At 57.4% G+C, this 15,292-nt stretch carries 7 protein-coding genes; 6 read left to right on the forward strand and 1 reads right to left on the reverse strand.

Features of this window, described 5'->3' with window-relative positions; all coding sequences use genetic code 11:
* Positions 1 to 132 precede the first annotated feature (132 nt).
* A complete protein-coding gene (gene melA, locus GT019_RS28100; RefSeq protein ID WP_161746774.1) occupies positions 133 to 1,431 on the forward strand; it encodes an alpha-glucosidase/alpha-galactosidase in 1,299 nt (432 codons plus the stop codon).
* 265 nt (positions 1,432 to 1,696) lie between these two features.
* Here the strand turns inward: melA and GT019_RS28105 are convergent, their stop codons facing one another.
* Positions 1,697 to 2,722: a fatty acid desaturase gene (locus GT019_RS28105; RefSeq protein ID WP_161746775.1), complete on the reverse strand. Its 1,026-nt coding sequence runs from the start codon at positions 2,720 to 2,722 to the stop codon at positions 1,697 to 1,699.
* Positions 2,723 to 2,993: 271 nt separating this feature from the next.
* Between GT019_RS28105 and cspD the strand changes: the two genes are divergently transcribed.
* The 5 genes from cspD to GT019_RS28130 all read left to right on the forward strand — a co-directional run bounded on the left by cspD (position 2,994) and on the right by GT019_RS28130 (position 15,087).
* Positions 2,994 to 3,194: a cold-shock protein CspD gene (gene cspD / locus GT019_RS28110; protein ID WP_161746776.1), complete on the forward strand. Its 201-nt coding sequence runs from the start codon at positions 2,994 to 2,996 to the stop codon at positions 3,192 to 3,194.
* A gap of 1,107 nt (positions 3,195 to 4,301) precedes the next feature.
* The gene (locus GT019_RS28115) at positions 4,302 to 7,619 is read left to right on the forward strand and encodes a S8 family serine peptidase (protein WP_161746777.1); all 3,318 of its coding nucleotides are present in this window, start codon (positions 4,302 to 4,304) and stop codon (positions 7,617 to 7,619) included.
* A 42-nt stretch (positions 7,620 to 7,661) separates the two neighbouring features.
* Positions 7,662 to 11,933: a S8 family serine peptidase gene (locus tag GT019_RS28120; protein ID WP_161746778.1), complete on the forward strand. Its 4,272-nt coding sequence runs from the start codon at positions 7,662 to 7,664 to the stop codon at positions 11,931 to 11,933.
* A 359-nt stretch (positions 11,934 to 12,292) separates the two neighbouring features.
* Positions 12,293 to 13,993 (forward strand): sensor histidine kinase, encoded by a 1,701-nt coding sequence (locus GT019_RS28125; protein WP_161746779.1) that lies wholly within the window; start codon positions 12,293 to 12,295, stop codon positions 13,991 to 13,993.
* A complete protein-coding gene (locus tag GT019_RS28130) occupies positions 13,990 to 15,087 on the forward strand; it encodes a response regulator transcription factor (protein WP_161746780.1) in 1,098 nt (365 codons plus the stop codon). The genes GT019_RS28125 and GT019_RS28130 overlap by 4 nt, the downstream gene beginning before the upstream one ends.
* Positions 15,088 to 15,292 lie beyond the last annotated feature (205 nt).

Raw genomic sequence — 15,292 nt, forward strand, 5'->3', positions numbered from 1 at the left:
CAAAAGGGAGCGCCAAAAAGACCGCGCGCGACAGACAAGACCGGCGGAAGGCCGGGCGGCGTCCGCTCGGGCGCCAAGGCGGCATTTATCGTTCGACATCTAAGCATACAGAAAAAGGAGCAGGAAGAAGCCATGCCAAAAATCGCCTTCATCGGTGCGGGGAGCACCATATTCGTCAAAAACGTACTCGGGGACTGCATGCTGACGCCGGCGCTGGCCGACGCGCATATCGCGCTGCACGACATCGACTTGGAACGGTTGAAGGAATCGGAGAAAATGCTGATCAACCTGAACGCCAACCTCGGCGGGAAAGCGACGATCAAAGCGTACGCCGACAGGCGCGAGGCGCTCAAGGGAGCGAATTACGTCATTAACGCCATCTCCGTCGGCGCGTTCGAGCCGGTCATCCGGCGAGATCACGAGCTGCCGCGCAAATACGGCCTGAAGCAAACCTATGCGGATACGCTCGGCATGGGCGGCTTGATGCGCGGGCTGCGGACGATCGACGTCATGCTGGAGTTCGCCCGCGACATGGAGGAGCTGTGCCCGGACGCTTGGTTCCTGAACTATACCAATCCGATGGCGATCCTGACGGGCGCGATCTTGCGGGAAACCGGCATCAAGGCGGTCGGCCTGTGCCACAGCGTGCAGGTCTGCGCGAAAGAGCTGCTCGAAGGGCTCGGCATGAGCGCCGAGAACGTCCGCTGGCGGATCGCCGGCATCAATCATCAGGCTTGGCTGCTCGACATCACGCGCGGGGGCGAGGATCTCTACCCGGAGATCAAGCGCAGAGCGGCGGCAAGACCGGGGCCGCACGACGATATGGTCCGGTACGAGATCATGAACACCTTCGGTCATTACGTGACCGAATCCAGCATGCACGGCGCCGAATACGTGCCCTATTTCATCAAGAACGCCTATCCGGAGCTGCTGGAGAAATACAATATCCCGACGGAGAATTACAAGGGATGGGGCGAGAGCAGCAAAACGTATTGGGAGCGCGCGATGAACGATCTGGTCCGCAACGCGTCGGTGACGCATGTGCGCACGCATGAATATGCCTCCTATATTATGGAAGCGATGGAGACGAACATCCCGTACAAAATCGCGGGCAACGTGCTGAATACCGGAGGGTTGATCTCGAATCTGCCGGAGGAAGCTTGCGTGGAAGTATCCTGCGTCGTGGATGGCGAAGGCGTCACGCCGACGCGCTTCGGCGCGCTTCCGCCGCAGCTGGCCGCGCTGAACCGGACGAACATCAACATGCAGCTGCTCACCATCGAAGCCGCGGTAACCCGCAAGCGCGAGCATATCTACCATGCGGCGCTGCTCGATCCGCACACGTCCTCCGAGCTGCCCATCGACACGATCAAAGCGATGGTGGACGAGATGCTCGAATCTTACGGCGATTTGCTGCCGGCGTACCGGTAGCGCAAGCAAGCGGTGAAATTCGAACAAGCGCGTATCGCCATTCCGGGGACGATGCGCGCTTGTTCGGCGTTGACGATGCGAAACGGGACTCTTGAAGGCTCGCGATAAGCGAGATCGTGCATTTTCGAGTCGCTGCTGCCGATGGCGGCGCATCTGGACGCAGCATATGGCGGCGTTGCGCGCGTCATCCAAAAAAACGGACAGCTCGGCGAGCTGCCCGCATCGATCTTTATGAGATATGCCCTGTACGCGCGCCGCGTTTGAATCAGGCGCCGCCGCCTTTGCTTTGCTCGAGCTTGAAGCGTTTGATGTACCCGAAGCCCATTAACTGCTTGCGGTGCTCATCCCATATGCGGAAGCGAAACGAGCGGAGGCTGGTGAACAGGGTAATCGGATGGTCGCTCTGGAGCATCTCGTTCTCGTCATGCGTGCGTTCCAGGTAGTAGTTCGGCACGCGCGGGCTCAAGTGATGGATATGGTGGTACCCTATGTTCCCCGTGAACCATTGCAGCACTTTCGGCAGCTTGTAGAACGAGCTTCCTTGCAGCGCCGCATCCACGTAATTCCAATTCTCGTTCTTCTCGAAGTAACTATGCTCGAACTGATGCTGCACGTAGAACAGCCAGAAGCCGGCAATGCCCGATATCAAGAACGTCGGTCCTTGGATCAGCAGGAAAGCCTGCCAGCCGAAGGCCCAGCACAGCAGCCCCGCCGCGGCGACGATTCCGGCATTGACGATATACGTGTTCAGGCGTTCCTTGATTTTCGCGTCCTTGCGATTGAAGCGGTATTCGAACAGGAAGATGTAGATGGGACCGAGTCCGAACAAGACGAACGGATTGCGGTAGATCCGGTAGCCCATCCGCTTGTAGAAGGGCAAAGCCAGGTATTCCTGGACCGTCAGCGTCCGGATGTCGCCGGTTCCCCGCCGATCCAGGTTGCCGTTGGTGGCATGATGCATGGAGTGGCTGTAACGCCATTGATTTAACGGGCAGCAGGTCAAGATGCCGGCAATCGTGCCGACAATTTCGTTGGCCCTGCGGTTCGCGAAGAACGAGCCGTGGCAGCAATCGTGGAAAATAATGAACACCCGAACCAGCAATCCCGCGGTGATAGCGGTTAGCGGCAACGTCAGCCAATAGGAAACGGAAAGACTCAAGTAGGCCACGTACCACAGGATGAATAAGGGGGCAAAGGTATTGAACATTTGCCATACGCTCCGCCATACGCTCGATTTCTCGTAAGGCGCAACGATCTTGCGCAGGTGTTTCGTGCTGCCGAGTAAGTTCATCGAATAACTCCTCTACTGTATCGAACGATTCAAGTGTAACACATCCGAGCGGCAATAAGCGGAAACCCTGCAAGGGAAAAGAAGGGGTAGTGCGCATTCGGTTCGGAAAGCGAATACAATTGCAGTTCGGCCTGCGATGTGCTATGATGAACGCATTGAGATTTTGACCTTAATTCACATTTTGCACAGGGTTAATGTTTTGATATCAACCTTGTGCAATATGTGAATTTTTCTTATATGGAAAATTCATGTAATTTTTGGAGGTGTTTCCATGCAAACAGGAACAGTTAAATGGTTTAATGCAGAAAAAGGCTTTGGTTTTATCGAGGTAGAGGGCGGCCAAGACGTATTCGTGCATTTCAGCGCGATTGCCGGCGACGGCTATAAATCGTTGGACGAAGGCCAACGCGTCGAGTTCAACATCGTGCAAGGCAACAGAGGCCAACAAGCCGAGAACGTCGTAAAACTGTAAGCGGCCATGAATCCCCGAACTTCGCGTTCGGGGATTTTTTTATTGCCAAGCCGCGCCTTGCCGGCAGGAGACGGCCGAAGGTCCGTATTGTTCTGCCGCCACGATTCCGGAAGCCGCGTACAACGCGGCTTTTTTTGGCGTGCACGGAATGCAGCCTGATCGTACCGGCCCGGCCTGTCCGCGGCGCTTGGCGGGGGATTCGGCATCGCGGTTCCGGTTCCGGAAGGGGCGGATACGGTGCGTGCGGGAATTTGTTCGAGGGCGGGCTGCTATTTGCGTGGACGGGACGCGTCCGGTGGGGCCGGGCAAGGCAGAAAATGACCCTGCAAGCTGCGGCAAGCGGGCGGCCGCGGCTCTGGGGCACTGCGGTCCTCGGGCGCACAGATGCGTTTCCTGCTTCCATAGACCTACATTCGCTTGCTGACGCTCTCTTTGCCGAGGATAGCCCTTCTCTCCTATGATGGTTACCGATGTCTCGCGAACTCCAGCTCAAGCCAAACGGCTTGGGCCTTTTTTGCGTGCCTCGAAAGACGGCCGCGAGCATCCTGAAAGGGGGAGGGAACCAGCTGGCGAAACGGGTTATTTTATTTGCACTATTTGTATACTTTTGTTTGACTAGAATGCACGGATAAATGAGAGGGTTGGAGAAATTTACATGACATGCATATGGGAATTCTTACATATGGATCGTTTGGGAGAGGAGATATTCTTTGTACGGATGCAACTAATGTGACATTGAGTTTGCGGGATTGCTTTAATTAATTAACGCTTTGCTGAATTGGCTGCCTGAACGATTTTAACTCTCCCGAGTAAGTAAACGCTTTAATTCATTTCTTAACGAAATGAATGACACATACCTAACATAATGCGTGATTTAAAAGTCTGTATTTCACATGGAGTCAAGTCCTGTTTCTCACCAATAAATAGAAATATTTTAGGTTGGATCATTGATAAGGAATTTGCACTATGTTACAATTCGCAACAGATGTCCAGCTCTATTAAATCGTGCTAGATTCAAGTGGTAGAGGAGGTTGAAGCGCGGGGGATCAGGAAAGCTTGCCGCAGCGTACATAGTTCAACATTTTTGTCAAACAGGAGGGCGACAACTTGAAACGAGAACAGGCAATAAAGTCGATCGCGATCACGGCATTCGCTTCGCTCATGATCGGCTCGGTCAGTCCCGCTTCGACCCATGCGGCCGAGGCGAATCCGAAGAAAAGCACTTGGACCGCCAAGACGGCTCCCAAAGAAAACATCGTGCAAATCGCGCCGAAAGCAGGCGCTTCGAACGACGGGAAAGCTCTTCCGCCAACATCCGACGAGAGCCTCGAGGGCGTCGACCGGATCATCGTGAAATACAAGCCGGGTCATGCTGCGGGCGCTGCTTCGATCCTGCCCGCCGGCAAGGCGAAAAGCAGCGCGAAGCTGGCAGGCATCGATGCCTCCGTCATCGAGCTAACCTCTGCCGACGACGTGAAAACGCTGCTCGACAAGCTGAACAAGGATCCGAACGTGCTTTATGCCGAACCCGACCGCAAGCTGTACAAATCCAACGCATCGGCCGACAGCCTGAATCAAATCAAGAAAATCGCGGAAGACGCGACGCTTCCGGACGATACGTACTTCGACAAGCAATGGGGGCTGCACAATACGGGGCAAACCCCGCCTTTCAACTTGAACAATCCGTTCCAGGAAGGGTATCCCGGCGTTCCGGGGCTCGATATCAAAGCGCCCGAAGCGTGGACGGTCACGAAGGGGAATCCGGACGTGGTCGTCGCGGTGATGGACTCCGGCATTCAGATCGACCATCCGGACCTGACGGACAGCATCTGGACCAATCCGAAGGAGCGGGCCGGCAACGGAACGGACGACGATAACAATCATTACGCCGACGACGTGCACGGCTGGAACTTCGTCGAGGACAATAACCAAATTTATTCCGAACTCGACTTGAATTCGGAAGGCACGGCTGTAGCCGGCATCATCGCGGGCTCCGTCAACAACGGAACCGGCTTGGCGGGCATTGCGCCGAATGTCAAGATCATGCCGCTCAAATACATCGGCGCGGAATACGGTTACTTGTCCGATTTGATCGAAGCCATCGAATATGCCGAGAACAACGGCGCCCAAATCGCCGACATCAGCGCGCAAACCTTCGAGTACAGCCAAGCCTTGAAGGATGCCATCGACGCTTCGTCCATGCTGTTCGTGACGGGAGCGGGCGATTATCGCGTGAACATCGACGGCACGCCGTCTTACCCTGCTGCTTTCGACAGCCCGAACATCCTCTCGGTGACGGGGATCGATAACGAAGGCCAGATCGTCAACGATGCGAACATCGGCTTTGGGTCCGTTGACGTCGCCGCTCCAGGGGAGGCGATCGCGGCCGCGGTTCCGGTATCGAACACCGGCTTGGCGGCGGAGATCCACGATCCCGCGAACGGCTCCAAGGCGATTTTCAACGGCATTGCCTTCGAGAACATCCTGGACGAGGAAGACGCGGACTATGACTATCGTCAAGACGCGTTCGATACCGCCATGGACTACCTCGAGGTCTCCAAAAGCGATCCGGACCACAAAATCCTCCTCGTTCAGGACGACCTCTCGAATTACACGGCCCTTCCGAGCACCAGCAAGCTGGCGAAATACACCGACCTTCTTCAGGATTACGCAGGGGTCGATATCGTGCAAGCCTCGCCGGACGGCGGCGACGGACCGACGCTGGCGAAAATGCAGGCGTACGACGCCGTGATCTGGTTTACGGGCATGGCGGACCGGTATTACGTTTCCAATCTGACCGCGAACGATCAGAAGAACCTAACGGATTTTCTGCACGGCGGCGGACATCTCATGCTGACCGGCACGAACGTGTTGAACGGACCGACTGAATACATGGGCGAAGAAGACTCCAGCATCATCGACACGCCTTTCGTCAAGGATGTCCTGCACCTTGCATTCATGGATCAGTATTTCTACAGCAACGCAATCGGGGTTCCCGGCACGATTTACGACTATAAGGACTACCCGCTCGACGAGGACAAAGACAGCTACAACTGGATCATTTCGCGGGATCCTTCGATTGCCAAGATCGACCTGTTGAACGTGACGAAGGATTTTAAAGGCAGCAGCTACGGCTATATGCGGGGTACCTCGATCGCCGCCGCGCATGCGGCCGGCGCAGCGGCGCTGGTGCTGAGCCAAGAGACTTCGCTCAGCGCGCTTGCCGTCAAGCAGCGGGTGATCAACAGCGGCACGAAAATCAGTTCCTTGTCGGGGAAAGTAGCCAGCGGCCGGATGATCAACGCGTACCAGGCGTTGACGGACGACGAGATTCCCGGTTCGCCGTTCACCGGCGACAGCATCTCCAATGGCTTGGACGACAGCTCGGACCTGAACGACGTCTATGCGGTCGAGCTCCATGCCGGCGAAAACATCGGCGTCTCGATGACCGGCGACAAGAATACGGACTTCGATCTCTATCTGTACGCGCCGGACGCGACGACCGTGAACCTGAACGAGCATATCCTGGCCTACTCCGAGAACGACAAGACATCCGCGGAATCGATCGACTACAAGGTTACGACGAGCGGTACGTATTACTTGAACGTTTTCGCCCATAAAGGCAAGGGCGCATACAGCCTGACGCTGCAACGGGACAATCAAATCGGCGATTACGAGGATTCCAGCAGCTCGCTCGCCTTCTCCGGACCTTGGAAGCAGGTAAGCGGCAGCGTCTATACGGGCGGCAGCAAGAAGGAAATCGATGCCGCGGGCAACGTCGAATTCGCGTTCGTGGGCAGCTACTTCTCCTGGATCGGCTCCAAGAACGCGGATCAAGGGATCGCCGACGTCTACGTGGACGGAGTGAAAGTGGCTTCGCCTTCGTTGTACAGCGCCAAATCGCTGAACAAACAGATCGTGTTCGAGAAGATGCTGCCGTTCGGCCAGCACGCGATCAAGATCGCATGGACCGGCAAGCACGATCCGTCCGCCAAGAAATCGGCCGGCACGTTCATCAACGTCGATGCGTTCAACGTCGCGAATTTGATTCAAGACAACGATCCCGGGTTGACGCTCTCGGGTCAATGGACGACGAGCTACAGCGTGAAGCATCTCGGAGGCAGAGCCATCTACTCGGATAAAGCGGGCAGCTACGCAAAATTGAAATTCGTGGGCACGCAGGCGAAGCTGTACGCGCTCGTCGGCAAGGACCGCGGCAAAGCGAATATCTATATCGACGACAAGCTGGTTACGCCGGATGCGATCGATCTGTACGGCAAAGCCGACCAGTACCGCGCCGTCGTATTCGAATCGAATGTCCTCGCCGCGGGCGCCCATACGATCAAAATCGTCAATCTGGGCGAGAAAAATCCGTCTTCCGCCGGCACGATCGTCTCGCTCGATGCCTTGTCCGTCACGCCGTAAATGGTCATCATTCATCATTCATAGGAAAAGAGGAATCGCAAATTGGCTAAATCCATGATCAAACAATCGGTCGCCCTCCTCACGGCCGCCATGCTGCTGACGGCTCCCTTCGGCCACGCAAGCGAAGCGGCCGGCGCGGAGACGAATCTCGCCGATATCCTTCATCCCGGCGGTCCGCTGTTTCCCACGAACCTAAGCGAGCTGCAGGCCCTGAATACGACCGGCGGCGCTGCCGGCAATCCGGGCGCGACCGTCGACCCGGGCATCGACACGACTTCGGCCGGCAAGATCAACGTCATCGTGCAGCTCAGCACCCCGCCGGTGTCCGTCGCCAAGTACGCCTCGGAGCTGTCGCGAAGCTCGTTCTCGGCCGATTCGGTCCAGCGCGCGGTCAAGACGGAGCAAGCTTCGTTCGTGAGCGCCGCCGGCAGCAAAGGCGTCGGCATGACCGTGAACTACCAGTACGACACGGTATTGAACGGCATGGAAGTGACCGTGAACGCCAATCAAATTCCGAAGCTGGCGCAGATGGCCGGCGTCAAGGCGATCAGCAAGAATCGCACTTATTATCCGATCCCGATGCCGGCAACGCCCGAATACGGCGCGGACGGCGCAAGCGAAATCAACTACGATATCGATCCCATCAAGCAAATCGGAGCGGATACCGCCTGGACGAAAGGCTTGACGGGGAAAGGCATGAAGATCGGCGTCATCGATACCGGCATCGATTATGACCATCCCGATCTGAAAGGCGCCTACAAGGGCGGGTACGATTCCTACTATAAGGACAACGACCCGTACGAGGACGTCCCGAACATCAGCTACGGCTTTGCGGGTTCCGAACACGGTACGCACGTTGCCGGAACCATCGCAGGCCGCGCGGCCAATCCGAACGCCGAGCTCGTGCAGAAGGGGATCGCGTACGAGGCCGATCTCTATTCCTATAAAGTATTAGGGGCAAAATGGAACGAGGAGAAGCAACAAGTCGATGTGACGGGCTCATCCGCCCAGGTCATCGACGGCATCGAGCATGCCATCAAAGACCATATGGATGTCATTAACATGTCCTTGGGCTCGGATATGGAGAAAAGCCCGAATTCGCCCGATTCCATCGCGGTCAACAATGCGGTGCTTTCCGGCGTGATCGCGGTCGTGGCGAACGGCAACGCAGCGGCCGACGGGTATTATTACTATTCCATGGGTTCGCCGGCAAGCGCGCAGCTGGGCATTTCGGTCGCGGCGGCCACGAGCACCAGCCGCCACTTCGGCGGCAGCTTCACGGATTCGCTGACGGCCGGTCAACCGGCGTATTCGATCGATGCCATGGCTTGGCAGGACAATCAATCGAACTTCGGCGAGATTCTGGGAACGGATCCGCTGGATGCCGTGTACGTCGGTTTGGGGGATGACGAAGATTACACGACCGACGTGTCGGGCAAAGTGGTTCTCGCCTCGCGAGGCGTGCTTGCGTTCGTGGACAAGATCGCCATCGCCAAGCGGCACGGCGCGAAAGCGATCGTCATTTTTAACGGCAAAGAGGTAAAAGACACGACTGAAGCGGACCTCTCCGCGCATATCGACGACCGGGACGGCAAGATCGGATCCGTCGCGTTCCTGGGCGAGAACTCCGATTATCTCCCGGCCTTCGATATGTCGGGTTCGGAGGGAAGGGCGCTTGCAAGGAAGATCATCGATCCCGCGAACGAAGGCGCGCCGCTGCAATTCGCGTTCGGGGCCGAATTTCCCGAGACGGTGCTGCCCGGCGACACGATCGCCGATTTCAGCTCGCGCGGTCCGAACTCGGACGGCAATTACAGCATCAAGCCCGATATCACCGCGCCGGGCGTGAACATCCGCTCGACGTGGCCGGCTTACGGGGAACTGGATTACGGATATGAACCGATTCCCGACTATGATACGGCCTATTACCGGATCAGCGGCACGAGCATGGCTACGCCGCATATTGCCGGATTGGCCCTGCTTATGAAGCAAGAGCATCCCGACTGGACGCCGCGCGACGTGCGCGCCGCGCTCGCCAATACGTCGGATACGCTGCGCGACGAGAACGGCACGCAATACGACGTCTATTCGCAAGGCGCGGGACGGGCGGATGTGGCCGATGCGATCCTGACGCCGGCGATCGTGGAAGCGATGGATCCGATCACGATCTACGACGAGAAAATGAACGCGAAGGTCATCGACAGCGAAGCGAGCAGCCTAAGCTTCGGGGCGATCGAGCCCGGGGCCGACCCGCTCTCCAAGCCGCTTCGGCTCAAGAACTTTTCGGACGGCCCCGTGACGTACTCGGCTTCCGTGATCATGCATCCGAGCGTCACTTCGGATCCGTCCGATCCGATCGCGACGCCGGACGTGAACGACGTCGCAGTGGAGCTTGGCGGACTTGATGCCGGCGCGAGTACCATCACCGCGGGCGCGGCTTCCAGCCAGCCGTTCACGCTCACGGCTGCGGCGAAGAGCGATGCCGCGCATGGCGTGTACGAAGGAGAAGTCAAATTGGAAAGCGGCGACGGGAAGCCCGCGCTTCATCTGCCGTTCGTCATCCATGTCGGCGACGACGTGGCCGATAACGATTTTACGCTGCAAAACTTCTCCCTGTCCGGCTTGAAGATCGTGCCTGACACGGCAATCGACGCATCGGCAACCTTGGCCGACGATTCCATGAACTATGCCGCGGTCTACGCCTATAACATGGACGAAGAATACGTGGGCACGCTCGCATATGTTTACAATGTCGATGAAGAGACGCAAAGCTTGAATCCGCTGCCGGCCGGCGATCTTCGGATCGAGAAACTGGATGGCACCTATACCGACGAGACCGAGGACGAGAACGGTTACGAGACCATCAAACAGCTGCCGGAAGGCCAATACGTGCTGCAATTGATCGTGGCGCATCTCATTGGAGGAGGCGACGCGGATCTCGTCCAATCGGCAGGCTCGATGATCTATGTCCAGGCTGAGCCGGACGGTACCGACGAACCGGGCAATCCAGACGAGCCGGGCAACCCCGGCGATCCGGGAACTCCGACCAATCCGGGTAACGGAGGAGGCGGCGTGCCGACCGAACCGGTAACGACGCCAACCTCGGAAACGCTGGCTTCCGTCGTGCCGTTCGATCAGAAGCTGGTGCCGCTGACAAGCGCCACAGAAACGAAGGATAACCATACGGTCATCACCGTAACGGATGCCGAGCTTCAGAAAGCGCTCGACGGCGCGAACGGCGCTCCGGTTGCCTTCAGCGTCGCCGCGACCTCCGCGGACGCATCCGCCGCCGACGCGCGCCTCTTCTTGACGGCCGCGCAGGTGAAGCTGCTGCAATCGGCCGACGCGCAAGCATCCGTCGCGTTCACGTGGAACGACGCTTCCGTTGCGATGCCGTTGTCGGCGCTGAAAGGAATCGATGCCGATTTCGAGCTCGAGATCAATCAAGCCGCCGATCAAGCGTCGCAGTTTACGAAAGCCTATGCGACGGCAACCGTGCTCGGAACGCCGTATGCGTTCGAAGCGCGTACGATCGTCGGCGGAGCGGAAAAGCCGCTTGCACTGGCGCCTGACCAAACGGTTCGCCGCGCGTTCCTGTTGGGCAAAGGCATCGATGCAAGCACGGCCGGCGCGCTCTACGCCGAAGGCGGAAGCGTGCACCCCGTGCCTGCCGCCTTCAAGAAAACCGCTGACGGCGAAACGCTCGTATCGATTACGCGTCCAGGCTTCTCCGTATACGCCGTCGCAACGCGTCATGTCGCGTTCGCGGACGCGACAACCTCGTGGGCAGCGGAACAGATTCAGACGCTGGCGGACAAATTCCTCTTGAACGGCACGTCCGCAACCGCGTTCTCGCCGAAGAAGTCCGTCACGCGCGCCGAATTCGCCGCCATGCTGGTGAACGCGATCGGCTTGAGCAAAAGCGCCGCGTCCGCGCCGTTCGCGGATATCCGCGGAACGGAATGGTTCGCGCAAGACGTGGCCGCGGCGTACCAGGCCGGTCTGGTCACGGGCAGCGAAGGCAAATTCAGTCCGAACGATCCAATCACGCGTCAGGATCTGACCGTCATGCTCGCCAGAGCCATGAAGCTGCTGCATATCGTCAAGACCGGCGGCACGCCGGACCGTCCTTACGCCGATGCGTCCAAGTTCGGTTCGTACGCCCAAGACAGCATCCAAGCCGTAACGGATGCCGGATTGATGCAGGGACTGGAGAAGCAAGGACAACTCTTCTTCGATCCCGCGATGCCGACGACGCGCGAAGCCGCGGCGAAGGTGCTGTACCAATTGCTCACGGCAGGCAGCTTGATCTGAATGCAGTTTGATTGCATGCAAGGATTGCGAATCCCATGAAATCTCCCGATTCGGGATTCGCGCGATGAATCGGCAGACGGATGCTTACACAGCGTCCGCCTGCCGTTTTTATTTGCGTTCCGACGGGAATGAACGGAATCCAACGCGTCGGCGAGCAGGCGGAATTTGGTGTTAGCCGCTTGATTTCCGGTCATCCTAACGAGAAGCGCGAAGAGCGGCGATCCCGGCGGGATGTTCCATTCCGTGTTGCGCGGTTTGTCGAATCGTGACATGATAAGGTAAAAAGCGGCATAACCAAAGAGAGGGCACGCGCGATGAAGAGCACCGACCGAATCATGCAAAGGCCAAGCGGCAGGTCCATGACCTTGAAAAAAAGAATCATCATTCTTTTTTTGATCAGCTCCCTGCTGCCGTTTATTTTTGTATTCTTCATCTCCTACCATACGATTTATTCGATCCTGACGAACAAAATCCAGGATAACCTGCAGAGCAATCTGCGGCAGGTCGAGCTTTCCTTGGAGAATGCCATCGGCAACTTGAACTCGGTCTCGGAGCAGCTCGCCTTCAAAGGCTCGATCGGCCGGGATTTGGAGATCCTGCTTACCTCCGACAACGCCTACGAACGATCGCAAATGACGACGCAGATCAACGCCGAGCTCAACCTGATCACCTTTACGAATACGAACGTCGGGCTCACGATGTACTATTTTCAGAAGGACGGGCTGCATCAGTTCGAGAATACGGGCGTCAAACCCGATTTCGATCCGAACGCGCTTCCGCTGCTGACCGAATATTACGGCATTACCTACTACGGCCCGCATATCAGCTACGACCGCTTCAACAATAATTACGTGCTGTCCGCGCTGCGGAAGGTCGATCTGCCCAGCCGGGACGACGTGTACGTCTATATCGAGAGCAATTTCAAGCTGACGGAAAGCCTGCTGGACAACGGCAAGAACCCGCAGCATGCGTACTATCTGTTCCTGGACAACAACCGCAAGATCACCTACAGCGAGATTCCGGACGAATATCCGCTCGACTCGGCGTTTACCAGCGAATCGCCCGACAAATCCCGCGGCCTGAACAAGGAATTTTATTGGTTCGACGAGACCAGCAACCAGGGCTGGAGCATCGTGTCCGTCATCTCGAACGCGGATTACAACAAGGAAATGAACAAATGGTTTCTCCAAACCCTCGTGTCCTCGATGTTCTTCCTCGGTGTCAGCGTGTTCATGGCGTGGCTGCTGTGGAAAATGGTGTATCGCCCGTTATCGAACTTCAACAAGGAAATCAAACTGATGACCAGCAACAAGACGCCGTCCGTGCTCGTCCAGACCCGGATCCCGGAATTCGATCAGCTCTTGGAGCAGTTCCGCGACATGAAGACGCAGATCTGGGACCTGTTCGTGGAGGTGCAGCATAAAGAGAAACGGAGAGCGGACCTGGAAGTCGAGAAGCTGCTCTACCAGATCAATCCGCATTTTCTCATGAATACGCTGGATACGGTGCATTGGCTCGCCGTCATGAACGGGCAGGGCGAGATCGACCGGATCATCACGTCGCTCAACAAGCTGCTGCATTATAACTTGGGCAAGCTCGGGCAGTCCTCGACGATCCGCGACGAGGTCGATGCGCTCAAGCAGTATTTGATCCTGCAGAAGGTCCGCTACGATTTCGAGTTCCAGGTGGATATCGAGGTGGATCAGAGCTTGCTCGACATGCCGATTCCCCGCTTCATCCTGCAGCCGCTCGTGGAGAACTCCCTCTATCACGGCTTCAGCGACAACGGCATCATCCAGGTTCGGGTCAAGGCGCAGGAGATGATCGAGATTTCCATCCAGGATAACGGCTCCGGCATGACGCAGGAAGCCATCGCCAAGCTGCTCCACAGCGAACAGATGGAACGGGAGAAGGTCGGCATGGGCATCGGCATGAATTACGTGAAACGGATGCTGGAAGTGTACTACAACGGCAAAGCGCGGATACATATCGCGAGCGCTCCCGGACAGGGGACGAGCATCTATCTGAGCTTGCCGTTATCGAAGGAGGATACGCCGTGATTCGGGTACTGGTCGTCGACGACGAGAAGTTGGTAAGGCAGGGCTTGATCACGTCTTTGCCGTGGGCGGAGTACGGCATGGAGGTGGTGGGCGAAGCCAAGAACGGGGAGAAGGCCATCGAATTTCTGGCGGAGCGCGAGGTGGACTTGATGCTGACGGACCTGGCCATGCCCGTCATGTCCGGCATCGAGCTGATGCGGATCGTCCGCAAGCGTTATCCGCGGCTGTATATTATCGTCCTGACGCTTCACCAGGACTTTGAATATATTCAGGAGGCGCTGCGGCTCGGGGCTATCGATTACATCGCCAAAGTGGAGCTGACGGCCGATCGCTTCTCCGAAATCCTGGCGCGCATTCGCGAGCGGATCGCGGAGGAAGAAAAGAAACGGCAGCAGTCCGGCGGCGAGACGTCTGCCGAAGGGAACGAGGATCGTACGCTCCCGGAAGCGCAGGCGGTTCTGCCGGACGTGAACGAAGACCGGCTGTCCGATGCGGCCGAGCACTGGTTGTCCCCCGGCTGGGTGCAGGACGACGAAGGCTTCGGGCTTCTTCGGGACAAGCTATGTGCCATGAACCTTTCTCCGGACAGGCTGATGCGGCTGCTGTCCAGGCTGACGGAGGAATGGAATGCGCTGTACGGCTCTATACTGGCGGAAAAGCTCGAGCTGCCGGCAGCCTTCGCCGATTGGCCGGCGGTCTCGGAGTGGCTGAACCGGACCAGAACGGCGTTAAGCAAGGCATTGGGATCGCCGCATTATTCGCAGGAAGTCCAGGATGCCGTCAAGAAGGCCGTCCAATTGATCCAAGAGCAGTTGGGCGGACAGCTGTACGCCGCCGATATCGCGAAGCGGGTCAATATGAGCCGCAGTTATTTCAGCCAATGCTTCCGGGACATCGTCGGGAAGACGTTTAACGAGTACGTGCGTCAGGCGAGAGTGGACAAAGCCAAGGAATACCTGATGCATACGAATATGCCGATCCTGTGGGTCGCCGAGAAAACCGGGTATTTGGACGGCAAGTATTTCAGCACGGTGTTTCGCGATCAGACCGGCGAGCTGCCGAGCGCCTTCCGTAAAATCCATCGCAAGGAATAGGACGGAAGACCCCGTTCTCGAATCGGACATATGTCGCACTCCTGCCGCCGAACGCGCCGCAGGGTAGACATATGTCCGATTTTATGAGGCGGGCAAGTGTCCGATCCGGACAAAATCAACCTTGGAGAGCAGGAATCCCGCACATTTCTCCCCATGATCTCCAAACCGCTTCCCGTCTTAATGGGAGCTATGGATGCGTTATATT

Source organism: Paenibacillus glycinis, from assembly GCF_009909185.1.
Classification (GTDB): Bacteria; Bacillota; Bacilli; order Paenibacillales; family Paenibacillaceae; genus Paenibacillus_Z; species Paenibacillus_Z glycinis.